The 22,465-nt window shown below is 68.0% G+C and carries 20 protein-coding genes; 9 read left to right on the top strand and 11 right to left on the bottom strand.

Annotated features, from left to right (window positions below; genetic code table 11):
- Nucleotides 1-60 precede the first annotated feature (60 nt).
- Complete coding sequence (locus ACH4S7_RS09655) at nt 61-4,953, bottom strand: DEAD/DEAH box helicase (protein ID WP_398520545.1); 4,893 nt, start codon at nt 4,951-4,953, stop codon at nt 61-63.
- Nucleotides 4,954-5,305: 352 nt separating this feature from the next.
- Here ACH4S7_RS09655 and ACH4S7_RS09650 point away from each other — a divergent pair, with 352 nt between their 5' ends.
- Both ACH4S7_RS09650 and ACH4S7_RS09645 read left to right on the top strand, forming a co-directional pair.
- Nucleotides 5,306-5,734, top strand: a complete 429-nt coding sequence (locus tag ACH4S7_RS09650) for a hypothetical protein (protein ID WP_398520544.1) — start codon at nt 5,306-5,308, stop codon at nt 5,732-5,734.
- Between the two features lie 251 nt (nt 5,735-5,985).
- On the top strand, nt 5,986-6,258 hold the full coding sequence (locus ACH4S7_RS09645) for a hypothetical protein (protein ID WP_398520543.1): 273 nt from the start codon (nt 5,986-5,988) through the stop codon (nt 6,256-6,258).
- A gap of 618 nt (nt 6,259-6,876) precedes the next feature.
- Here ACH4S7_RS09645 and ACH4S7_RS09640 read toward each other — a convergent pair.
- The 5 genes from ACH4S7_RS09640 to ychF form a co-directional block, all read right to left on the bottom strand.
- A complete protein-coding gene (locus ACH4S7_RS09640) occupies nt 6,877-7,089 on the bottom strand; it encodes a hypothetical protein (RefSeq protein ID WP_398520542.1) in 213 nt (70 codons plus the stop codon).
- Between the two features lie 61 nt (nt 7,090-7,150).
- The gene (locus tag ACH4S7_RS09635) at nt 7,151-7,981 is read right to left on the bottom strand and encodes a helix-turn-helix domain-containing protein (protein WP_398520541.1); all 831 of its coding nucleotides are present in this window, start codon (nt 7,979-7,981) and stop codon (nt 7,151-7,153) included.
- On the bottom strand, nt 7,978-8,523 hold the full coding sequence (locus tag ACH4S7_RS09630; protein WP_398520540.1) for a DUF6879 family protein: 546 nt from the start codon (nt 8,521-8,523) through the stop codon (nt 7,978-7,980). The genes ACH4S7_RS09635 and ACH4S7_RS09630 overlap by 4 nt, the downstream gene beginning before the upstream one ends.
- On the bottom strand, nt 8,507-8,698 hold the full coding sequence (locus ACH4S7_RS09625) for a hypothetical protein (RefSeq protein WP_398520539.1): 192 nt from the start codon (nt 8,696-8,698) through the stop codon (nt 8,507-8,509). The genes ACH4S7_RS09630 and ACH4S7_RS09625 overlap by 17 nt, the downstream gene beginning before the upstream one ends.
- Before the next feature lie 330 nt (nt 8,699-9,028).
- Nucleotides 9,029-10,117 (bottom strand): redox-regulated ATPase YchF, encoded by a 1,089-nt coding sequence (gene ychF, locus ACH4S7_RS09620; RefSeq protein ID WP_398520538.1) that lies wholly within the window; start codon nt 10,115-10,117, stop codon nt 9,029-9,031.
- Between the two features lie 241 nt (nt 10,118-10,358).
- Between ychF and ACH4S7_RS09615 the strand changes: the two genes are divergently transcribed.
- Complete coding sequence (locus ACH4S7_RS09615) at nt 10,359-10,940, top strand: DUF6542 domain-containing protein (RefSeq protein ID WP_398520537.1); 582 nt, start codon at nt 10,359-10,361, stop codon at nt 10,938-10,940.
- Nucleotides 10,941-11,072: 132 nt separating this feature from the next.
- Here the strand turns inward: ACH4S7_RS09615 and ppgK are convergent, their stop codons facing one another.
- Together ppgK and ACH4S7_RS09605 are read right to left on the bottom strand one after the other, a co-directional pair.
- Nucleotides 11,073-11,813, bottom strand: coding sequence for a polyphosphate--glucose phosphotransferase (gene ppgK / locus ACH4S7_RS09610; RefSeq protein WP_398520536.1), 741 nt, complete (start codon nt 11,811-11,813; stop codon nt 11,073-11,075).
- Nucleotides 11,814-11,858: 45 nt separating this feature from the next.
- A complete protein-coding gene (locus tag ACH4S7_RS09605; RefSeq protein ID WP_398520535.1) occupies nt 11,859-12,893 on the bottom strand; it encodes a 4-hydroxy-3-methylbut-2-enyl diphosphate reductase in 1,035 nt (344 codons plus the stop codon).
- A 181-nt stretch (nt 12,894-13,074) separates the two neighbouring features.
- Here ACH4S7_RS09605 and ACH4S7_RS09600 point away from each other — a divergent pair, with 181 nt between their 5' ends.
- The 4 genes from ACH4S7_RS09600 to ACH4S7_RS09585 all read left to right on the top strand — a co-directional run bounded on the left by ACH4S7_RS09600 (nt 13,075) and on the right by ACH4S7_RS09585 (nt 17,371).
- Nucleotides 13,075-14,517, top strand: a complete 1,443-nt coding sequence (locus ACH4S7_RS09600) for an APC family permease (protein ID WP_398520534.1) — start codon at nt 13,075-13,077, stop codon at nt 14,515-14,517.
- 254 nt (nt 14,518-14,771) lie between these two features.
- Nucleotides 14,772-16,016 (top strand): exodeoxyribonuclease VII large subunit, encoded by a 1,245-nt coding sequence (xseA, locus tag ACH4S7_RS09595; RefSeq protein ID WP_398520533.1) that lies wholly within the window; start codon nt 14,772-14,774, stop codon nt 16,014-16,016.
- Between the two features lie 65 nt (nt 16,017-16,081).
- Nucleotides 16,082-16,339, top strand: coding sequence for an exodeoxyribonuclease VII small subunit (locus ACH4S7_RS09590; protein WP_398520532.1), 258 nt, complete (start codon nt 16,082-16,084; stop codon nt 16,337-16,339).
- A gap of 441 nt (nt 16,340-16,780) precedes the next feature.
- Nucleotides 16,781-17,371, top strand: a complete 591-nt coding sequence (locus tag ACH4S7_RS09585) for a malonic semialdehyde reductase (RefSeq protein WP_398520531.1) — start codon at nt 16,781-16,783, stop codon at nt 17,369-17,371.
- Nucleotides 17,372-17,452: 81 nt separating this feature from the next.
- On the opposite strand, the gene ACH4S7_RS09580 is transcribed toward ACH4S7_RS09585, so the two are convergent.
- Nucleotides 17,453-17,980, bottom strand: coding sequence for a DUF4245 domain-containing protein (locus tag ACH4S7_RS09580; RefSeq protein ID WP_398520726.1), 528 nt, complete (start codon nt 17,978-17,980; stop codon nt 17,453-17,455).
- A gap of 178 nt (nt 17,981-18,158) precedes the next feature.
- On the opposite strand from ACH4S7_RS09580, the gene glpX reads away from it, so the two are divergent.
- On the top strand, nt 18,159-19,190 hold the full coding sequence (gene glpX / locus ACH4S7_RS09575; RefSeq protein WP_398520530.1) for a class II fructose-bisphosphatase: 1,032 nt from the start codon (nt 18,159-18,161) through the stop codon (nt 19,188-19,190).
- Between the two features lie 229 nt (nt 19,191-19,419).
- Here glpX and ACH4S7_RS09570 read toward each other — a convergent pair whose 3' ends face one another.
- Nucleotides 19,420-19,773, bottom strand: coding sequence for a WhiB family transcriptional regulator (locus tag ACH4S7_RS09570; protein ID WP_398520529.1), 354 nt, complete (start codon nt 19,771-19,773; stop codon nt 19,420-19,422).
- Nucleotides 19,774-19,925: 152 nt separating this feature from the next.
- The gene (locus ACH4S7_RS09565; protein WP_398520528.1) at nt 19,926-20,603 is read right to left on the bottom strand and encodes a DUF1707 domain-containing protein; all 678 of its coding nucleotides are present in this window, start codon (nt 20,601-20,603) and stop codon (nt 19,926-19,928) included.
- A gap of 172 nt (nt 20,604-20,775) precedes the next feature.
- On the opposite strand from ACH4S7_RS09565, the gene ACH4S7_RS09560 reads away from it, so the two are divergent.
- A complete protein-coding gene (locus ACH4S7_RS09560) occupies nt 20,776-22,443 on the top strand; it encodes a fumarate hydratase (protein ID WP_398520527.1) in 1,668 nt (555 codons plus the stop codon).
- Nucleotides 22,444-22,465: the final 22 nt, after the last annotated feature.

The raw sequence follows: 22,465 nt of genomic DNA, 5'->3' as shown, positions 1-22,465 counted from the left end.
CTCGACAGGTTCTGTCCAGGCTTCACTTCGATGGTCTGCACCGCCGTTGCGCACGTCGTGCTACTCCAGGATGTCGAGCGCCGGGAGAGCATCCACGATCTTCATCGTCTCCAGACTGACCGTGACGATCCGCTTGAGCAGGTCGATGATGTATCGCGGATCGTCGGACCAGTCGTTGGGGTCGTTGACGATCTCCGACGCCTTGTCGACTTTGACCTGGTAGCGCTCGATGATCCACTCGATCGCGGAGCGGGCACCGAGCTGGTAGCGGTACGCCTCCTCCGGGATGTTGGTCATCTTGATCCGGTTGTTGTAGATGATCGTCGACCGGTCGGCCTGGCCCTTGATCTTCGGAATCTTCATCTTGGTGACGCGGTACAACTCGCTCGGCGGGGCTGCCGAGATGTCACCGGTCGGCGTCTCGACGATGCCCTTGTACGGCTGAGCCTGCTCGTATTTGATGTGCAGGTCGGCAAGCTTGCGGCCGGCGTCGGCGAATCCTCGGAAGTCGCGGACCTTGGGGATACGCGGGAGGGATTTCCTAAGGTCGGCAGCGAAGCGCTCGCGGTACTGAGGGGAGTGGAGCAGGCCGTAAATGTAGTAGAAGACGTCATCCTTGGTGAGCGACGGTTTGGCATACACCTTGCGATAGTCCGCCAGCGTGGCGTCGGTGATGTTATCGATGCGCTCATAGCCGTTTTCACTGTCGCCGAAGTCGAAGCCGCCTTCGACGGCTAGTTCGCGGTAGGTGTAGCGGGGGAAGAACTGACTATTTGTCTGCCCGCCGAACTCAGATAGATCCGGGAGACCAGACACAGCAAGACTGGTGAAGCCCATGGCAGCTCCAACCCCTGTGATACAGAAGCCGAAGTTCTCGCACTCCGACGTCGGGAACATCTGCGGGAGCTGATAGGATCTCTGAACTAGTTGCGGGCCGAAGTAGACCCACTGCTTAGCAAAGGGCCGGTAAGCAGATGTTCGAACCAGGTCCGCGCCAAACTCATACATTGTCCCCTTAGCGATCCTTTTCAGGTCTTCTTCGTTCCAGCTGATCTTGGTTGCGTCTCGATCGATGAACATGCCGACCCCAGTGGCAGAAGAACCACCATGCCTTAGGTGATTCGCATAGGCGGTCGCTTGCTCGTTGTAGAAGCCAACCGTGGATTCGACGTTCTCAGTGAGCCGATCCTTGGAGAAGCTGTAGACCCAGGAGTCTCGCCCCGTCTTCAGACCGCTGGAGTGCAACCCGAAAATCGCCTTCGCTGCTGCGCTCTTATCCTTGTCCCCGATCGTCTGGAACTCCGCGTACCGCTCGTCGCGTTGGTTGATCCAGTCTCCGTCGGCGTTCGGCTGAAGCTGCTCCCACTCCACGCTGTCGAGGCTCTGGCTACCGATGATGCGGAGCTTTTCCTCGCGTGCAAGGTAGTCGCCAATGTCTCGGTAGTGCAGCTCGCAGCCCGCGGCCGCGCCCACGCCTTGCCCGCCCTTGACCAGGATGAGGACGGCGACGGTGTTCCGGCTGCCCGAGTCGAAGACCTTGCCGCCTTCCTTCCGGGACTGCTCACCTGCGGTTCGCTGGTTGCCGCGCAGGTTATAGCAGTAGATCGCGTCGAACTCCTCGACCATCGACTTGCGCAGACCGTCGGCCGTGTTGCCGTCGATGTAACCGCCGTTGGAGACGAAGGCGACCACACCTTCGTCTTTAATGCGGTCGGAGGCCCAGCGGATGGCACGGATGTAGGAGTCGTACAGGGAGTTCTTGTTCGTCGCCGTCGACTGGGCGACATAGGTCTCCGCAATGCGCGCGTCCAGGGTCTCGTACTTGAGGTTCTGGTTATCGTCGTTCTGGCTGTCCTGTTTCGCCGAGTACGGCGGGTTACCGATGACGACAGTGATCGGCTGGGCTTTCTGTTTATTCGCCCGCTCACTGTTGCCCTCAAAGACCTCCATTCCGTCGAGCTTCGCCGTCCCCTCCGCAAGCTGGAAGGTGTCCGTCAGGACAATGCCCTCGAAGGGGTGATATTCCCCGCCCGCTAGGTCATGGAAAGCAGCCTCGATATTGACCGCCGCGATGTAGTACGCGAGGAGCACGATCTCGTTGGCGTGCAGTTCGCTCGTGTACTTGCGCAGGAGATCTTCGGGATTAATGAGCCCGGACTGGAGGAGGCGTACAGGGAAGGTGCCGGTGCCGACGAAAGGGTCGATGATCTGGACGCCAGGATCAGACAGGGACTTGCCAAAGTGCTTGGTGAGTGCCTGTTCGGTTGAGCGGATAATGAAGTCGACGACCTCGATGGGGGTGTAGACGATGCCGAGCGCGTCGGCGGTCTTCGGCAAGGCGGTCTTGAAGAACTTGTCGTACAACTCGACGATGACACGCTGGCGGCCTTCATGGTTGTCGATGCCCTCGGCACGCACGCGCACCGACTCGTAGAAGCTCTCCAGGGTCTGGGCCTCAGTATCGATTCCGGTGTCGTCGAGGACGTCGAGCATGCCCTGCATGGCCTTGGAGACCGGATTGTGCTCGGCGAAGCCGTAGCTGCTGAACAGGGCGTCGAAGACGGGCTTGGTGACGATGTGCTGGGCGAGCATGTCGACGGCTGCAGACTCGGTGACGCCGGGATTTATGGTCGCCCGCAGCTCGGTGACGAACTCCTGGAAGGCGGCCTGCTTCTCGGGGATGTTCAGGGCGGCCTTGATACGTGTGACGTGGCGGTCGGCAATCTGGGCGATGTCCTTGGCCCAGTCCTCCCAGTAGTGGCGCTCGCCGACCTTGTCGACAATGCGGGCGTAGATGGCCTCGCGCCAGTCGGCCACGGAGAACAAGGCGTCCTGGATGTGCTGGGCGCTCTGGGCTTCCCGCTCCTTGGCGGCCTTCGCGCTGTCCTCGGTGCTGGAGCCGTCCTTGTCTCCAACGCTCTCGTCACCAGCACCGATGTGGCCGATGCCGATCGTCTCGGGCTTCTTCTTGTTCAGCTCGATCTGATTGACGGTGGCGTTGAAGCGGTCGTCGTGGGCGCGCAGGGCTTGGAGGACCTGCCATACGGTCTTGAAGCGCCTGTTGTCTGAGAGCGCCTGCTCGGGCGTCATACCGGCCGGGACGGCCACGGGCAGGATGATGTAGCCGTAGTTCTTGCCGGGCGCAGTACGCATCACGCGGCCGACGGACTGTACGACGTCAACCACAGAATTGCGTGGATGGAGGAACAGCACCGCGTCGAGGCTGGGCACATCGACGCCTTCGGACAAACAGCGGGCGTTGGACAGGATGCGGGCGTTGGCCTGGCCCGGATCCTGCTTGAGCCAGTCAAGGAGCCGGTTGCGCTGGAGGGTGTTGAAGGTGCCGTCGACGTGGTCGACCTCGCAGTGCAGCACCTCGTCATCCGCGTCCTCGTAGGCGTCGACGATCGCGTTGAAGTTGTCGGCGACACTCTTGGAGTCGGCGATGGAGCGTGCGAAGGCGACGGCCCGCTTCATCGGGGCCTCGTCCTTGCCGAAGCCTGAGCCGTCGGCGAAGGTGCCCGTGCGCTTGGCCATGGCATTCCAGCAGCCGATGATCTTCGCGGCGTCATCGAGGTTCAACTCAGAGCCCCCGCCGGCGAAGCCCTCCTGGAGAGTCTTGGCGACCACGCCCTCGTCAATGGTGAGGATAAGGACCTTGTAGTCGGTGAGCAGACCCTGTTCGACCGCCTTACCGAAGCCGAGACGGTGGAACTCAGGACCGTACTTCGTCTCGTCATCCATCGACGCGACGGCTGCCTGTGCACTCTTGGCGTCCTGCTTGGTGTCGTCGTTGTACACGCGAGGCGTCGCGGTCATGTACAGGCGCCGGTCGGCGCCGATGAAGCTGTCGTCGTGAACTCGGACGAACGCTGACTCGTCGTGCCCGGAGAGGGTGACACCAGTGGTGCGGTGCGCTTCATCGCAGAGGATCAAGTCGAACCGGGGCAGGCCCTTCTTCTGGGCCGCCGAGATGGTCGCGATCGACTGGTAGGTGGAGAACACCACCGTCAGGCCAGGGGCCGCCTCGACGCTCGCCATCTGCTCGACCAGCCGGTCCGCGTTGGTGGTAGCGGGCAGGGCCAGGTCATGGGTGGACATGTCCTTGTCGTCGCCCTGGGCCTTCTGCTTACCGACCTGGGCGTCCGAACATACGGCGAAGGCATTCAGCGGGACCTCAGCCTCGTACGACCACTCGCGCAGCGTCTGCGAAAGCAGCGCGATGGAGGGCACCAGGAACAGGACTGCGGTGTGCTCACCCATACCGGCCTCGGCGCGCTCGCGTCGCAAGCGCTCCACGAGCTTGAGACCGGTGAACGTCTTGCCGGTACCGCAAGCCATGATCAGCTTGCCCCGGTCGTGTTCGGCGAAGCCGGCGAAGACGTCGCCGATGGCCGCCTTCTGGTGCGGACGCGGCTTCTTCTTCTCCCGCAGCGTCATCTCGAACTCGACGTGCAGCCCCGGAGTGGGCAGATGCCACTCAACCGGGCTGTTGGCGATGTCGGAAAGCCCGACGCGGGTCACGGGGACTTGCTGATCGGTCAGTGCTTCCTCGGCGTGAACGCTCCACTTGTCGGTGGTGGAGATGATCATTCGGCGAGTGAAGGCGCCCTTACCGGAGGCGGTGAAGAAGGAGTCGATGTCCTCCTTGTGGATCATGTGCTGCGGCTCGTAGAACTTGCACTGGATGGCGCAGTAGCCGCCGGTCTCCCGGTCCTGCGCGACCAGGTCGATGCCGGTGTCCCGCTTGTCGTGCTCAGTCCCCGGCCAGTCGGTCCACATCCATACCCGGGTGAACTGCTCGGTCCACTGGGGGTCGGTGCTCAGGTACTGGACCATGAGTTCCTCGAAGCGGGTCCCCCGGTCACGGTTCACGGTGGAGCCGTCACGGATCGCCTTGAGAACGTCGTGCACCGTCGTCGCAGTCGTGGTCCCGCTCAACGCGATCCGCACCCCATCACAGTCAGTAGCGCGCCCATCCGGGCGCTACGTGGCTCACACCAGAATCGCCATAACACTACTGGTGAGTCCCGTGTTAAGGCGCCGAATCGGCCCGCCCATGCCAGTGCCCGCTCATACCCTCACGCGCATCGGTGGGCGCAGGGCGAGGGTGCAATGGCTGCGGTCCGCCGCGCCGAAGGAGCGGTACAGCGCGGAGGGCGGCCAGCGTGAAGACGGCAAGCGGCTGCGGCGATCGCTGGCCACACTTTCGCGACGACGTACAGAAGCGCTTCAGCCTGACGAACAGTAACGATGTCGGTTGATTGCCTGACGGTTGAGGGATGCGTCCGGTAGATCTGTGCGGGTGAATGACTCCACGCCCAGCGGGTCCGCTCCCGAGGATGGCGAACCCCCGTCCTACGTCGAGAAGACAAAGCGCTGGTACACAAAGCGCAAGCCGCAGATCCACGCCTTTGCTGGCGCCGTCGGCGCTCTTGGAGCCATAGCTCTGACCATCGCCCCCGCGAGCCCCGCCGAAAGGGAGGACAACGAGAAGCACGACGCTGATGACATCGCGGATTCCGAACAGACACCCGGCGATGAAGCCAAAAGCGAGCCTCGGGGGGCCTCCAGCCCTCACGTGCGGAAGCTCCCCTCTGGCTGGAACCCCAGCGAAGAGAAGAAGACGCAGCATAAGGCGGAGACGGGGGAAGACCTCCCTCCCGGTACCACCTACGTACACCGCGTGGAGGACGAAGACGAGGACGAAGACCCCGGCGAAGCCGCAGCCTGAGCACCTCGGCAGGCACCGCAGCGGTCATTCCTGTGCATTGCCGACGGAGTCCTACAGAACACTCATACCACCACTGGCCTGCAGTTACGGCCCGGTCTGACGTGGCGTGGGGAGTTCTTCGGCGACCTAGGAACCGTGGCAGGATCCGAGCTGCTAAGACGCAGCGGACTGAGGTGCAGGGCCAAGGGGGTCATACCCCCACCCCCTTCGTCCTCTCCCGGTTCTCCGCCGTCGCCTCTACGATCCGACGCATGATCAAGCTCTCGTGGGCACTGATAGCCCAGCACGTGGACGAATGGATCGGGGACGACACGGCGCAGGGCGCGGCTGTCCTCGAAGCAAGGGTGGGCGCCGTGGTCGACACGAGCGGCATGAAGCCGGAGACCATCCAGCACTGGCGGACGGACTTCCTCGCGCCCGTGGTCGAGTCCCTGCGCACCGAAGGGACGGCGGCTCTCGCACGGGGAGAGTCCTGGAGCAAGGCAGCCGGGCCGTTCCTGGCTTGTGCTTCTCCTGCGAACTGACCGCCAGCAGGGGCATGAACGGGCGCCTGTCACGCATGAAGGCTCTCAGCAGTGGTTCGCAGTGAAGCAGCCCCTGGTCACACTGCTTCGGGGCCCTGTGACGTATCCGTGTGGAGCCTGCCGTCTCGCGCCGCCGCGATCACGGTAGGAGCAGGCGTCTCATGGGCTTCGTCCTTCGAGTAGATCCCGAACCGGCGAAGCATGGCTCGAACCCACTCGTCGTCTCGCTCAGGCGCCTTGGCCAACTCTCGCTCAATCCACTCTTCCTTCGTCATGAACGTCTCTCCCAGGTTGCTTCTCCCAGTGGCTCCATGCGGCGATCGGCTCGTACGGCTGGCGGCCTCCGTAGCTGCACTCTGGCGGGTTCCCCGCTACTCGACAGGGCGGGCCCTGCTTCGTTGCCGTCCCTCGTCACCATGGCGAACGAGGTACACACGCGGCGGAAGCCCTTATGTCCGCTGCGTCCGGTGTGTCTCATGCACTCGATGTCCACGGCCGCCCCGTCCTCGGACGGATTTGCCGTCCACGCACAGTGGAGGCACTCGGCCTCGAACGTCACGTCGGTGTCCGGGTGCTGGGTGATCCTGTGCATCACGTACCGCAGCACAGCACGGGTCATTACGCGCCCCCGTGTCCGTCGTGCAGGTGCGCCCGCAAGGTCACGTTCATGTCGGAGACCTTGGAGTAGTCCCCGACCGAGGCGGCATTAACCCGCTGCACCGCGAGGCCGAGGCAGTCACGGCAGCCAGGGACGGGTTCCGGTCGTGCCGGCGGCAGGGACAGGGCCACCGTCTCGGATATCGTCGTCTGCATTTCGTACGTCTCGCGCATCTCGTGCGCCTCCTCGCATCTCGTCGAGGGTGTCATCGTCAGCTGGCCCGACAGACCGCGGCTAGGGCGTTTCCCGTTCGCGCAAGAACGCGTCTCGGATGCCCTCAACCAGGTCGCGCATTGCGTCCCCGGCAAGAGACACGGAAGTGAAGCGGCCGAACTTCTCGACGTACAGGGAGACGTCCCGTGGGTCAGTCACAACCACCTCGGCGTGCGTCGTCTCGACCGTCACCACGCGGTCGTCCCGAATGACGAAGGAGTGGCCGGGAACGTCATGCTGAGGCGCGTCGAGGGCGACTACTCGCACGTCCACGTTCGACAGACGGGACACCGAGACGATGCGGTCCAGCTGGCCCGCCATCATCGCTGCCGGGAGGAGCCGCCAGCGCAGTACGGGTTCCGTCACTACGAAGCGCAGCGTCTTGCTGGTGTCGTACAGGACGCGTTGCCGCTCGATCCGGGCGGAGACCGTACGGGAGAGCTGTTCGTCCGTGAGGCCCTTCGGTTCCAGCACGGCCCGGATGTACTCCGGCGTTTGGAGCAGGCCGGGAACGAGGGACGGCTGGAAGAGGCGCAGGAGCGTCATCGAGGACTCCAGCGCCCTGATCTGCTCCTGCTTCTTGTGGTAGCCCATGCGCCGGAAGAGTCGCCATGCGGTCGCCTCGGTGGCCTGCGCACGGGCTACGGCGAGGTACTCGGCCTTAATTTCCGGGGGCACGTCCAAAGCCGTGAGGATGCGTTCCACGTCCGCCGTCACCGGGGCGACACGGCCGTTCTCGATCTTCGACAGCTTGGCAGTCGACATAACGGCGCTGCGGGCGACGGCCTTGGCCTCCTTGCCGGACGCCTGCCGCAGCGCCCGTAGCGCGGCGCCCAGTTCTGCCTGATTCACGCTGCTCCGTGCTTCTCCCACCACTCGGTGAAGGGCACCGAGATGGCCAAAGCGACGCTTCGATACGTCGCGTACTCGAACTCCTCGCCCGTGGGCAACGCACCCTGTGCCGGGACAAAGGTCGGCCCAGTGAACGCCCCGTTCTCGTCATAGTTGAGCACGACGGGCTCGCGGCCGTCGAAGAGCCAGAAGTCGGGCACACCCTCCAGCGGATTCGGGCGGTCGGTCGTGTCGAGGATGTGGAACTCCTCGCCCGCCGTCATGTTCGTCTGGTAGCCCCAGCCCAGCTCGTAGCGGAGGTACGGCGTGAGCGGGCGGGACAGGACGTGGACGCGCACCATGCGCTTTCCACCCTCCGTCGCCTTGCGCACGGTCTCCAACCAGCCCGCGTTGTAGTCCGCGGGCTTAGGCTCCCCCGCGAGGAAGGCGCGGAAGGCGGCGGGGTTTCCCGAATTGCTGTAGTCGTCGAGGGTCTCCAGCCGAAACGCCTCCTCTTGGAAGGTGGAGAAGCGGGCGGCCAGGTCGTTAGATGCGCTGATCACGGATTGCCTTCCGGATGAGGTCCATCGGGATTTCCACCAGAGCTTCGCCCTCCGGCACGTCGAGGCCGTGTCCACTCGGCACGCCTCCTTGCACGATCAGGGTTCCCTTTTCGGTCGCGTACAGGGTGGGACAGTCCCCGTTCTCACAAGTCGTGGCCAGCTTCGTCAGCCGCATACGGTGCCCCCTCGTTCCCGTGGTCCGGTGTCCCGTTCATCGTTCCCAGTCGGCGGCCTGCGCAACAAGAGGTTCGGGTTTCCAGAACGGGAAACCGGTCCGCCATCGCTCCGTCCGGGGCAATCCCTTCGGCTGCCTTCCCACCCCCTCCGAAGCCCCAGGTCAGAGCCTCCGTAAGCCGCGGCCAGGGTCAGCACCAAGTCAGCACACGACCCGGAAACGGCCTGAATCCGCAGGAGAAAACAGGAAGGGGCCAGACCCGAAGATCTGGCCCCTCACCTGGGATTTCTTACCCTGGCCAGCCACTTCGGCCGATCAGGGAATCAGGCACTACACGTTGAAGCGGAACTCCACCACGTCCCCGTCCTGCATCACGTACTCCTTGCCCTCCATGCGCGCCTTGCCCTTCGCGCGGGCCTCCGCCACCGAGCCCGTCTCCACCAGGTCGGCGAAGGAGATGACCTCCGCCTTGATGAAGCCCTTCTGGAAGTCGGTGTGGATCACGCCGGCCGCCTCGGGGGCCGTCGCGCCCTTGGGGATGGTCCAGGCCCTGGTCTCCTTGGGGCCCGCCGTCAGGTAGGTCTGGAGGCCGAGGGTGTCGAAGCCCACCCGGCCCAGGGTGGCGAGGCCCGGCTCCTCCTGGCCCATGGACTGGAGGAGTTCCAGGGCCTCGTCGTCGTCGAGCTCGATCAGCTCGGACTCGATCTTGGCGTTGAGGAAGATCGCCTCGGCCGGGGCGACCAGCGCGCGCTGCTCGTTCTTGAAGTCCTCGTCGACCAGTTCGTCCTCGTCGACGTTGAAGACGTACAGGAAGGGCTTGGTCGTCAGCAGGTGCAGTTCGTGGAGCAGGTCGCCCTGCTCGGTGCCCTTGGTGATGCCGGCGGAGAACAGGGTCTCACCGGCTTCGAGGATCTTCTGGGCCGCCTCGACCGCCGCCAGGACCGCGATCTTTTCCTTCTGGAGGCGGGACTCCTTCGTCAGGCGGGGGACCGCCTTCTCCACCGACTGGAGGTCCGCGAGGATCAGCTCGGTGTTGATCGTCTCGATATCGTCCTTCGGCGAGACCTTGCCGTCGACGTGGACGACGTTCTCGTCCTTGAAGGCCCGGATGACCTGGCAGATCGCGTCGGACTCACGGATGTTCGCCAGGAACTTGTTCCCCAGGCCCTCACCCTCGCTCGCGCCCCGGACGATGCCCGCGATGTCCACGAAGTCCACCGTCGCGGGCAGGATCCGCTGGGAGCCGAAGATCTTCGCCAGCGTGGCGAGGCGCGGGTCGGGGACGCCGACGACGCCCACGTTCGGCTCGATCGTGGCGAACGGGTAGTTGGCCGCCAGCACGTCGTTCTTGGTCAGGGCGTTGAACAGGGTCGACTTGCCGACATTCGGCAGACCGACGATTCCGATCGTGAGCGACACGTTGGCGACTTCCTGAGATGGGGACCGGCGACCGGCCCGGGCATGGGCCGATCCCCCAGTTTACGGGCCGGTCAGGCTGGACCACGACGTCGGACCGGGGCCCGGCCCGGACGCGGGCCCGGACCGGAGGCGGCCCGGACGCGCTTGCGGGTCCCGTACCGCGCTCGAACTCTTCGCCAAGGTCACCCAAAGGGCGTGTCCCGTACCCGCGTACTCCCCTCCCGGCGCCTACGTTGGTCGGGTGGAGCAGCCCAGGACCAGTCACCCCAGGAGCCGGCAACGGCCTCAGTCACCTCTCTCGTCGCAGCCCGTCGCCTCGCCGAACGCCCTCGCCGACGCGCCCGCCGTGTACGGGGTGCGGCCCCCCGCCCGCCCCGGGCGGCGGGTGCCGCCCGTGGTGCTCGCCCTGCGGCGGCTGCCCTCGCCGCGGCTGACCGGCCTCGGCGGCGGGCTCTTCGCCGTCGTCACCATGCTGGTGATCGGGACGCTGGACTGGCTGCTGTTCGACGGCTCCGCCGTGGTGTACGGGGTGTTCTTCCTGCCCGTCTGCGCGCTGACGGCGCTCTGGGTGCGGGAGGCGGACCTGGTCACCGCCCCGATCAGCGTGCCCATCGCCTTCGCCGTCGGCATCGTGCCGATCTCGGGCGGGGAGGGCGGTGTCGGCGGCCAGGTCATGGCGGTGGTCACCTCGCTCGCCGTGCACGCCGGCTGGCTGTACGGCGGGACCCTCGTCGCCGGGCTGATCACCTGCGTACGGAAGGTACGGACGATGGCGCGGCGCAAACCCCGGGTCCGGCCCGGCCCGCCTCCCGTACGCCAGTGAGGCCCCGGACCCCGCGGGCCGCGAACTCCCCGTACAACGGTGAGAAGTCCCGGCCCCGCGACAGTGAAAAGTCCCGGCCCCGTACATGCGTGCGGGGCCGGGACTGAGCGTTCGAGGGGCGGTGTACGGGGGTCAGCGGCCCGCCGACGCCATCGCGGCGCCCACGATGCCCGCGTTGTTCTGTAGCTCGGCCGGGACGATCTCCGCCCTGATGCCCTCGATCAGCGGCAGGAACTTGTCCGCCTTGCGGCTCACACCGCCGCCGATGATGAACAGCTCCGGTGAGAACAGCATCTCCACATGGGCGAGGTACTTCTGCACCCGGCGGGCCCAGTGCTGCCAGGTCAGCTCCTCGTCCTCCTTGGCCTTCGTGGAGGCGCGCTTCTCCGCGTCGTGGCCGTGCAGCTCCAGATGGCCCAGCTCGGTGTTGGGGACCAGCCGGCCGTCGATGAAGACCGCGCTGCCGATGCCCGTACCCAGCGTCAGCAGCATCACGGTGCCCTTGCGGCCACGGCCCGCGCCGAACGACATCTCCGCGACCCCCGCCGCGTCCGCGTCGTTCAACAGGGTGACGGGGGCACCACCGAGACGGTCGCTGAGCAGTTGGGCGGCGGCGAGGTCGATCCAACCCTTGTCGACATTGGCGGCGGTCCGGGTCACCCCGTCCGTCACCACGCCGGGGAAGGTGATCCCGACCGGTCCCGACCAGTCGAAGTTCCGCACCACCTCGGCGACGCCGTCGGCCACCGCGTCCGGCGTCGCCGGGTGCGGGGTCAGAACCTTGTGACGCTCCTGGGCCAGCTCACCGCGCTCAAGATCCACGGGAGCGCCCTTGATACCGGATCCACCGATGTCCACTCCGAACACGTTCATGGACCCACGGTAAGGGCAGCTCCCCCCGGACACCCGGCGGAAGGGTTACTTCCCGGCCGCCGCCCCGGACGACACGGCTCCGGACGACACGGCCGCCGCCCTGGTCACCAGCTCGGCCGCCTCGGCCCGCAGATCGCGGCGCAGTTCCTTCGGCAACGAGAAGGTGATCGACTCCTCGGCCGCCTTCACCAGCTCGACGTCCTCGTAGCCGCGCTGCGACAGCCACTCCAGCACGCCCTCGACCAGGATGTCCGGCACGGAGGCGCCCGAGGTGAGGCCCACGGTGGAGACGCCCTCCAGCCATGCCTCGTCGATCTCCTCGGCGAAGTCCACCAGGTGGGCGGCGCGGGCGCCGGCGCCGAGCGCGACCTCCACGAGCCGTACCGAGTTCGAGGAGTTCTTCGAGCCGACGACGATGACCAGATCCGCGGCCTCGCCCATCTGCTTGACGGCGATCTGACGGTTCTGGGTGGCGTAGCAGATGTCGTCACTCGGCGGGGAGATCAGTTGCGGGAACTTCTCCTTCAGCTTGTCGACGGTCTCCATCGTCTCGTCGACGGAGAGCGTGGTCTGGGAGAGCCAGACCACCTTGGACTCGTCGCGGACCTCGACCTTGGCCACGTCGTCCGGTCCGTCGACCAGGGTGATGTGATCCGGTGCCTCGCCAGAGGTGCCGATGACCTCCTCATGGCCGTCGTGGCCGATGAGGAGGATGTCGTAGTCCTCACTGGCGAACCGGACGGCCTCCTTGTGGACCTTGGTCACCAGCGGGCAGGTGGCGTCGATGGTCGCCAGATTGCGGCCGGCCGCCTCCTCGTGGACGACCGGGGAGACGCCGTGGGCGGAGAACATGACGATGGCCCCCTCGGGGACCTCCGCCGTCGCCTCCACGAAGATGGCGCCCTTTCGTTCCAGGGTCTGTACGACGTACTTGTTGTGGACGATCTCGTGACGGACGTAGATGGGCGAGCCGTACTGCTCAAGAGCCTTCTCAACAGCGATCACGGCGCGGTCCACGCCCGCGCAGTAGCCACGGGGAGCGGCGAGCAGGACGCGGCGGGCAGGAGACGTAGCAGTCATGCACCCCATCGTAAGGCCGCCCAGAACAGGCGGGAGATCGGCGCCTGTGGGAAGACTGGGAGGCCGGACCGGGCCGGACCAGGTCGAGCCGTGCGCCGGACTGAGACGGACCGGACTGAGACGGACCGGCCTGGGCCGGGGACGGTGCGCGGCGGCCGGGCGCGACGGACGGAGGGCCGGGATGAGTACGGCGGGTGTGGCTGGGCCGGAGGGCGACCCGGGAGGCGGCCCCGGCAACGGCGGTGGCACGGGCGGGAACGGCGGCGGCGGGAGCGGCGGCCACGGCGGTGGTGTGCCCGACGGCGAGCTGCGGCGGACGCTCGGCTTCCGGGATCTGGTCGTCTACGGGCTGCTCTTCATCGCCCCCATGGCGCCCGTCGGTGTCTACGGGACCCTGGACGCGAAGGCGCACGGCGCAGTCGCGCTCGTCTACCTCGTGGCCACCATCGCGATGGCGTTCACCGCGCTCAGCTACGCCCAGATGGTCCGGGTCGCGCCCCAGGCCGGCTCGGTCTTCACCTATGCACGCAAGGGGCTCGGCGAGGGCCCCGGCTTCATCGCCGGATGGATGGCGATGCTGGACTACCTCCTCATCCCGGCCGTCGCCTACCTCTTCTCCGGCATCGCGATGGAGGCCCTGGTCCCGGGGGTGGACCGGTGGATCTGGACGGGTATCGCCGTCGTGGTGACCACCCTGCTCAATCTGTGGGGCGTACGGGCGGCGGCCCGGGTCGGCTTCGCGGTGCTGGCGATGGAGATCGTGGTGCTGCTGGTGTTCGTGGTGTCGGCGGTGGTCGTCCTCGCACAGGACGGGCCGCGCCGCGACTGGCTCTCCCCGCTCACCGGCGATGTCGGCTTCTCCATGACCGCGGTCTTCGGCGCGGTGTCGATCGCCGTGCTCTCCTATCTCGGGTTCGACGCCATCGCCTCCTTCGCGGAGGAGGTGACCGGGGGCTCCCGGAAGGTCGCGCGGGCGGTGCTCTTCTGCCTGGCCCTGGCGGGGGTGCTCTTCATCGTCCAGACCTATCTCGTGGCCCTGCTGGAGCCGCTGTCGTCGGCGGAGCTGGCGGCCGACCCCGCCAAGCAGGGCTCGGCCTTCTACGACGCGGTGGACGCCTCGGTCGGTGACTGGCTGCACGATCTGATCGCGGCGAGCAAGGCGATCGGGGCGGCCTTCGCGGCGCTGGCGGGGCAGGCGGCGGCCGGCCGGCTGCTCTTCGCGATGGCCCGGGAACGCCGGCTGCCGCACGCACTGGCCCGTACGGACTCGGGGGTGCCGCGGGTCGCGCTGCTGCTGGCGGCCGTGGTGAACCTGGTGGCGGCGGTGTGGGCGGCACGCCGGGACGACGGTCTGGACCATCTGGTGTCGGTGGTCGACATCGGGGCGCTGACGGCCTTCGTCCTGCTGCACGCGAGCGTGATCGGCTGGTTCGTGGTGCGGCGCGCGGGGGGCGCGCCGAACTGGACGCTCCATCTGGTGGTGCCGGTGCTGGGCGCGGCGGTGCTGATCGCGGTGATGGTGGAGGCGTCGGCGACGGCGCAGGTGGTGGGGGCGCTGTGGTTCGGCGTGGGGCTGGTGGTGCTGGCGATGCACTCGGGGGCAGGGCGGCGGGAGAAGTCCTAGCGGGCCGGAGCCGGGACGGGGACCCCTCCCGCCCGGCCCGGGCCGGAGCCGGGCGGGACGGCGGGAGAAGGCCGGGCGGGACGGCGGGAGAAGTACGGGCCCCGGGGCGCGCGAGCTGGGACGGCGGGACGGCGGGAGATGTCCTGGGGCGTCGCGGGCCCGGCTGGGGGACCATCGCGACAGGCTTGAGGCCGGGCGGGAGCCGGGCGGCGCGCGGGGCCCCGTTGTCGTACCCGGCCGATACGCTCGCTCGTATGGCTCTCCACACGTCCCCCGAAGCCCCGCTCCCCATCGGCGAGGTCTCCCGGCTGATCGGCGGCTGGATCGATCGGCTCGGGGCGATCTGGGTGGAGGGGCAGATCACCCAGCTCTCGCGCAGACCGGGCCAGGGCGTCGTCTTCCTGACCCTGCGGGACCCGTCGTACGACATCTCCGTGAGCGTCACCTGCTACCGGCAGGTCTTCGACGCGGTGGCCGATGTCGTGACGGAGGGCGCGCGGGTCGTCGCGCACGCCAAGCCCGAGTGGTACGCGCCCCGGGGCCAGCTCTCCCTGCGGGCCGTGGAGATACGGCCGGTGGGCGTCGGCGAGCTGCTCGCGCGGCTGGAGGCGCTGAAGCGGAGCCTGGGGGCCGAGGGCCTGTTCGCCGCCGATCGGAAAAAGCTGCTGCCGTTCCTGCCGCACCGGGTGGGGCTGGTCTGCGGCCGGGCTTCGGCGGCCGAGCGCGATGTGCTGGAGAACGCGCGCCGCCGCTGGCCCGCCGTCCGGTTCGAGGTGCGCAATGTCGCGGTGCAGGGCGTGCACGCGGTGCCCCAGGTCGTGGCGGCGGTCCAGGAGCTGGACGGTCTGCCGGACGTGGATGTGATCATCGTGGCGCGCGGTGGCGGCAGCGTGGAGGATCTGCTGCCGTTCTCGGACGAGCAGTTGGTGCGCGCGGTCTCCGCGTGCCGTACGCCGGTGGTCTCGGCGATCGGGCACGAACCGGACTCCCCGCTGCTCGATCTGGTCGCCGATCTGCGGGCCTCGACACCGACGGACGCCGCGAAGAAGGTCGTACCGGACGTGGGCGAGGAGCTGGAGCGGGTGCGCGGCCTCCGGGACCGCGCGCTGCGTACGGTCCGGGCCACCCTCGACCGGGAGGAGCGGGGGCTCGCCCAGGCGCTGGCGCGGTCCGCCATGGAGCGCCCGCACCGGATGGTGGAGGAGCGTGCGGCGGAGGTCGACGCGCTGGTGGCGCGGAGTCGGCGGGTGCTGGGGCATCTACTGGACCGCGCCGATTCGGAGCTGGCGCACACCCGGGCCCGGGTGGTCTCGCTGTCGCCCGCAGCGACCCTGGAGCGGGGTTACGCGGTGCTGCGGACGGCCGACGGCGGTGTCGTCCGCTCGCCGGACGAGGTGACGCCGGGTGACGAGCTGCGGGCGCGGGTGGCGGGCGGCGAATTCGCCGTCCGGGTGACCGAGCCCGCCGAGACCGCCGCGGAGGCCGTCGCGGAGGAGTGAGCGGGTGGTCGGTCGAGGGAGCCCGGTGGGCACGGAGCGAAGTGAGTACGGAAGGAATGGATGACATGGGCGGCACGACGGACGAGACGGCGCTCGGCTATGAGCAGGCGCGGGACGAGTTGATCGAGGTCGTACGCCGCCTGGAGGCGGGCGGCACGACGCTGGAGGAGTCGCTCGCGCTCTGGGAGCGCGGCGAGGAGTTGGCCAAGGTCTGCCGCCGCTGGCTGGAGGGCGCCCGCGCCCGGCTGGACGCGGCGCTCGCGGCCCCCGATGACGACACCGGCGCGGACCCGGGACGGGCCGCGGACAAGTCCGGAAGCTGACCGATCCGGGGGCTGACCGAGGGGGCTGAGCCGGTGAGGGGCCGGTCGCGGGCGGCGGACCGTGCGTGGCGTGGCCGGGGCGGGGCCCGCGGCACGGAGACGTCGCGGGGGAAGACGGTGACACGGTGACGGTCACCAGGTGCCTTGGTGACGCGAAGACGGCCACGGGGGCTTGGCGGCGCGGAGACGGTCGTGGCTCCCCCGGGGCCCCGGGGCCCTCGTGGCTCCCCCAGGGCCTCGTCACGGCGGGCGCGGCGAGTGCCCCCGGCCGGGAGTGCGGCGGAGGTTACGGAGCGGATGCGGCGGGGCGAATGCGGCGGGGCGGATCCGGTGTGAGTCGGCTGTGAGTCGGCTCACCCCAGCCGATTAGTTGAAATTTAATCTAATCCGCTAGCGTTACGTCTCGTCGTACCGTCCCCCCGCCCCGAAAGGTGCGCCCGCATGTCCCTCGTCCTTGACCCCCACGCCCAGGACCTCCTCTTCCGTGAGGCCCGTACCATCAGCGCGTTCACCGACGAGCCGGTGACCGACGAGCAGGTCCAGGCGATCTACGACCTGGTCAAGTTCGGGCCGACCGCCTTCAACCAGAACCCCCTGCGCGTCATCCTCGTGCGCTCCGCCGAGGCCCGCGCGCGGCTGGTGCCGCACATGATGGAGGGCAACCAGGCCAAGACGGCCACCGCCCCGCTCGTCGCCATCCTCGCGGCGGACAACGAGTTCCACGAGGAGCTGCCGCAGCTCCTCCCGCACTTCCCGCAGGCCAAGGACGCGTTCTTCGCCGAGCGCCCGGTCCGCGAGAACTCCGCGAGCCTCAACGCCTCGCTCCAGGCCGCCTACTTCATCGTGGGCGTCCGCGCCGCCGGCCTCGCGGCCGGCCCGATGAGCGGCTTCGACTACGCCGCCGTCCAGAAGGAGTTCCTGGACGCCGACCACACCCCGCTGATGATCGTGAACATCGGCCGGCCCAGCGCGGACGCCGAGTTCCCGCGCCTGCCGCGCCTCGCGTACGACGACGTGGTGACCACCGTCTGACCGCGCCGCACCATGGACGAGGGGCCGCCGCACCAGGAAAGGTGCGGCGGCCCCTCGTTTCGTTCGTCGGCTGGGGGGACCTCAGGTGCGCTTCAGCGCCAGATCGCTCTTGAGCGCCGCCGCCATCTGCGTCAGCCGCTCCATCGACGCCGTCCCGGTCACCACGGTCGTCGAGCCCTTGTCCACGCGGACCAGGGCGTCGTACTTCTCGCCCTCCCAGCGCTGCCAGACCTGGCCGTTCACCTGCTGCGTCCGGCCGGTGTCCACCGCCTGGTGGGTGACCTTCGGGACGTACTTGCGCTGGGGCTGGGTCGACTGCTCGACCGCGACGTACTCCCGGTCCGGATCGAGGAAGCCGAGGTGCCAGGCGCTGCCCTCGATGCCGCGGTACGAGACCGAGGTGGGCTTCCACCCCTTCTCCAGCCCCTGGGGCGCGGCCACCGGATAGGGGGCGGCCCGCTGCGCGGTCACCAGCTCCAGCCGGTAGTCCACCGGCGGGATGGGGTCCGCCTTGTCGTCACGCGGAAGGGATACATAGATCACCGCGACGACGGCCCCGATGGCCGCCATCGACAGCATCATGTCCCGCACTGTCTGTCTGCCTCGCATACCTGCCACGCCCCATATCCTCGCATCCGGGTCGTGCGCTCAAACGTGGGCCCCGCTGCTCATTCTGGCGGTCTACCGATACTGTTGTCATTCCGGGGGTCACCTCCTCGGGACCCCCGGAACAGACCCTCGTTCCCGGCCGCGCCCTGGCCGTCGTCGTACAGAAAGGTGCGCTCCGATGACCGAGCACAGCCTGCCGTCCCAATTGGAGGTCTCGCCCGAGGCCCCCGACCGCAACCTCGCCCTGGAGTTGGTCAGGGTCACCGAGGCCGCCGCCATGGCGGCCGGCCGCTGGGTGGGGCGCGGTGACAAGAACGGCGCCGACGGCGCGGCCGTCAAGGCCATGCGCACCCTCGTCCACACCGTCTCGATGAACGGCGTCGTCGTCATCGGTGAGGGTGAGAAGGACGAAGCGCCGATGCTCTTCAACGGCGAGCGCATCGGTGACGGCACCGGCGCCGAGTGCGATATCGCGGTCGACCCGATCGACGGCACGACGCTGACCGCGAAGGGGATGCCGAACGCCATCGCGGTCCTGGCGGTGGCCGACCGGGGCGCGATGTTCGACCCCTCGGCCGTCTTCTACATGGACAAGCTGGTCACCGGCCCCGAGGCCGCCGACTTCGTCGACATCAACGCACCCGTCGCGGTCAACATCCGCCGCGTCGCCCGGGCCAAGAACTCCTCCCCCGAGGACGTGACGGTCGTCATCCTGGACCGGCCGCGCCATGAGTCGACGATCAAGGAGATCCGGGAGACCGGCGCACGGATCAAGTTCATCTCGGACGGTGATGTCGCCGGCGCGATCATGGCCGTACGCGAAGGCACGGGCGTCGACATGCTCATGGGCGTCGGCGGTACGCCGGAGGGCATCATCACCGCCTGCGCGATCAAGTGCCTCGGCGGCACGATCCAGGGCAAGCTGTGGCCCAAGGACGAGGCGGAGCGCCAGCGGGCCCTCGACGCGGGCCACGACCTGGACCGGGTACTGTCCACGGACGACCTGGTCAGGGGCGATAACGTCTTCTTCGTCGCGACCGGCATCACCGACGGCGAGCTGCTGCGCGGGGTGCGCTACCGCGCGGAGACGGCGACCACGCAGTCCCTGGTGATGCGCTCCAAGTCGGGGACGATCCGGCAGATCGACTCGACGCACAAGCTGTCGAAGCTGCGCGCGTACAGTCAGGTGGACTTCGACCGCGCGCAGTAGGCGCGAGAGCCCGGTCGTCGACGGACCGACGGACCCGGATCGAGGAATCGGGGAATCGGGAAATCGCCGACTTCGTGGCGGGGGGCCGGATCGCGGCCCCCCGTCCGACCGGGCACGGAAGCCATGCCACGGCGCGAGCCGCAGGCATACGGAAGGGGTCGCCCCTGTGCGGGGGGCGACCCCTTCATCCGTCCGCCGCACGGTGCGCGCCAGACCGCTCGGCGCCGCGTCAGGCCGCCGACTGGGACTTCTTGACGTCGACGTCCCGGCGCCGCCGCCGCGCCAGCACCACCCGCCGCTCCGCCGCTGTGAGCCCGCCCCACACCCCGTACGGCTCGGGCTGGAGCAGGGCGTGCTCCCGGCACTCGACCATCACCGGGCAGCGGGCGCAGACCCGCTTCGCGGCCTCCTCACGCGACAGTCTCGCGGCCGTCGGCTCCTTGGAGGGGGCGAAGAAGAGCCCGGCCTCATCCCGACGGCACACCGCCTCCGCGTGCCAGGGTCCGTCCTGGTCCTCCCGAACGGGAACACGCTGGGTCGGAACGGCGGCCACCTGCAAGGACTGGTGAGGCGGTTGCAGCACGGTCTACTCCTGACGACGGCTTCGCGAGCGAGAGACGATGCGTCTGTCCCTACCCGCTGTGCGCACTCCTATGCACTGAGTGGCGCCCGGGTCCGGAATACGGGACGGCACCCCGGGCGCACCCGTCCGGAAAGCGCTCCGGGGCGGAGCCGTCAGCCCAGATATTTGCGCAGGCGACGATGGAGGTCGGAGACGCGGCGGCCGCGTCGCGGTTTGGCCTCGACATTGCCGAAAACCGAGTAGCCGTTGACGACGACCACGGGAGCGTCGGGGTCGGGTGACTGCAGGGTGCGCACCTCGAAGTTGCCGAAGACGCCGTTTCCGCTGCCGCGCAGGGTGATGTTTTCCGGGACCCGCACCTCGACATTGCCGAAGATCGAGGTCGCGTCGATCACCGTCAGCCGTTGCTCGAACAGCGCCTCGGTCAGATCGATCTCGATATTGCCGAAGAGCGCGAAGGCGCTGGTGCGGCGCCCCACCCGCCAGCGCCCGCGGCGGATGGACGAGGAGAACACGGCGACCAGCTTCTCCGCGTCCTCCGTACCCGGCTCGGCCCCGTACGAGGGATCGCCGGACTCTCGGCCCTTCCGGGACGGTGGCAGGTCCCGCACGATCGGCTGGAGTTCGCCGACGGTCTTGGCCCGGTAGACGGCGTCGATCCGGTCGGAGTGCTCCTCGGCGTCCAACCGACCCTCCGCCAGGGCGTCCCGGAGGATGTCGGCGATCCGATCACGGTCGGCATCGGACGCACGGATGGCATCGGAAGCACGAACAGGGGCGCCGGGCTCCGCTGGGACGACGGGCTTCTGGGGGTTTTTTTCGAGGTCCACGGAGTCAGGGTAGCGAAACGCGATAGATCGCGACTAGGGGCAACACGGTCTATCGCCCCCCGGGCGCCCCCTTCTACTGAGTCTTACCTCACCACCCCGGCCGAACGGGGGCGTTCTACGCTGGAGGGCGCGCCGCTGTCCGCGCACGACCGCCGAGTGAGGAATCGCCGTAATGTCCCCTGCGTTCACGTACTCCGATCTGCTGCCGCTCGGAGAGGACACCACGCCCTACCGGCTGGTGACCGCCGACGGTGTCTCCACCGTCGAGGCCGACGGGCGTACGTTCCTCAAGGTCGAGCCGGAGGCGCTGCGTACGCTCGCCGCCGAGGCCATGCACGACATCTCGCACTACCTGCGGCCCGCGCATCTGGCGCAGCTACGGCGGATCGTGGACGACCCGGAGGCGTCGTCCAACGACAAGTTCGTCGCGCTCGACCTGCTCAGGAACGCGAACATCGCGGCGGCCGGCGTGCTGCCGATGTGCCAGGACACCGGCACGGCGATCGTGATGGGCAAGCGCGGCCAGAACGTCCTTACGGCGGGCGGTGACGAGGAGGCGCTCTCGCACGGCGTCTTCGACGCGTACACCAAGCTCAATCTGCGCTACTCGCAGATGGCCCCGCTCACCATGTGGGACGAGAAGAACACCGGCTCCAACCTCCCCGCGCAGATCGAGCTGTACGCGACCGACGGCGGCGCCTACAAGTTCCTCTTCATGGCCAAGGGCGGCGGCTCCGCCAACAAGTCCTTCCTCTACCAGGAGACCAAGGCCGTCCTGAACGAAGCCTCCATGATGCGGTTCCTGGAGGAGAAGATCCGTTCGCTCGGCACGGCCGCGTGCCCGCCGTACCACCTGGCGATCGTCGTCGGCGGCACATCCGCCGAGTTCGCGCTGAAGACCGCGAAGTACGCCTCCGCGCACTACCTGGACGAGCTGCCGACCGAGGGTTCCCCCACCGGTCACGGCTTCCGGGACACGGAGCTGGAGGCGAAGGTCTTCGAGCTGACCCAGAAGATCGGGATCGGCGCCCAGTTCGGCGGCAAGTACTTCTGCCACGACGTCCGCGTGGTGCGGCTCCCCCGCCACGGGGCGTCGCTGCCGGTGGCCATCGCGGTCTCCTGCTCGGCCGACCGCCAGGCCAGGGCGAAGATCACCGCTGAGGGCGTCTTCCTGGAGCAGTTGGAGAAGGACCCGGCGCGGTTCCTGCCCGACACCACGGACGAGCACCTCTCCGACGACGCCGTGGTCCGCGTCGATCTGAACCGCCCGATGGACGACGTGCTCGCCGAGCTGACGAAGTACCCCGTCAAGACGCGGCTCTCGCTCACCGGTCCGCTGGTCGTGGCGCGCGACATCGCCCACGCGAAGATCAAGGAACGGCTGGACGCGGGCGAAGAGATGCCCCAGTACCTCAAGGACCACCCGGTGTACTACGCCGGTCCCGCGAAGACCCCCGAGGGTTATGCGTCGGGCTCCTTCGGCCCGACCACGGCCGGTCGGATGGACTCGTACGTGGAGCAGTTCCAGGCGGCGGGCGGCTCCAAGGTGATGCTGGCGAAGGGGAACCGGAGCAAGCAGGTCACCGACGCGTGCGGGGCGCACGGCGGGTTCTACCTGGGGTCGATCGGTGGCCCGGCGGCCCGGCTGGCGCAGGACTGCATCAAGAAGGTCGAGGTCGTGGAGTACGAGGAGCTGGGGATGGAGGCGGTGTGGCGGATCGAGGTGGAGGACTTCCCGGCGTTCGTCGTCGTGGACGACAAGGGGAACGACTTCTTCACGGAGCCCGCGCCGGCGCCCACCTTCACGTCGATCCCGGTGCGGGGGCCGGGGCTCGCGTAGCCCCTCGGCGGGGGGCCTTCTC

This window comes from Streptomyces sp. NPDC020965, from assembly GCF_044333555.1.
Taxonomy (GTDB): domain Bacteria; phylum Actinomycetota; class Actinomycetes; order Streptomycetales; family Streptomycetaceae; genus Streptomyces.
The sequence above is the reverse complement of the archived record's forward strand: the minus strand, read 5'-3'. Positions and strand labels throughout refer to the sequence as shown.

Coding starts and splice junctions, on each gene's coding strand:
- ACH4S7_RS09645 (WP_398520543.1), top strand. CDS start 5,986: ATGATCAAGCTCTCGTGGGCACTGATAGCCCAGCACGTGGACGAATGG.
- ACH4S7_RS09640 (WP_398520542.1), bottom strand. CDS start 7,089: ATGCGCGAGACGTACGAAATGCAGACGACGATATCCGAGACGGTGGCC.
- ACH4S7_RS09625 (WP_398520539.1), bottom strand. CDS start 8,698: ATGCGGCTGACGAAGCTGGCCACGACTTGTGAGAACGGGGACTGTCCC.
- ppgK (WP_398520536.1), bottom strand. CDS start 11,813: ATGAACGTGTTCGGAGTGGACATCGGTGGATCCGGTATCAAGGGCGCT.
- ACH4S7_RS09605 (WP_398520535.1), bottom strand. CDS start 12,893: ATGACTGCTACGTCTCCTGCCCGCCGCGTCCTGCTCGCCGCTCCCCGT.
- ACH4S7_RS09600 (WP_398520534.1), top strand. CDS start 13,075: ATGAGTACGGCGGGTGTGGCTGGGCCGGAGGGCGACCCGGGAGGCGGC.
- xseA (WP_398520533.1), top strand. CDS start 14,772: ATGGCTCTCCACACGTCCCCCGAAGCCCCGCTCCCCATCGGCGAGGTC.
- ACH4S7_RS09590 (WP_398520532.1), top strand. CDS start 16,082: ATGGGCGGCACGACGGACGAGACGGCGCTCGGCTATGAGCAGGCGCGG.
- ACH4S7_RS09585 (WP_398520531.1), top strand. CDS start 16,781: ATGTCCCTCGTCCTTGACCCCCACGCCCAGGACCTCCTCTTCCGTGAG.
- ACH4S7_RS09580 (WP_398520726.1), bottom strand. CDS start 17,980: ATGCGAGGCAGACAGACAGTGCGGGACATGATGCTGTCGATGGCGGCC.
- glpX (WP_398520530.1), top strand. CDS start 18,159: ATGACCGAGCACAGCCTGCCGTCCCAATTGGAGGTCTCGCCCGAGGCC.
- ACH4S7_RS09560 (WP_398520527.1), top strand. CDS start 20,776: ATGTCCCCTGCGTTCACGTACTCCGATCTGCTGCCGCTCGGAGAGGAC.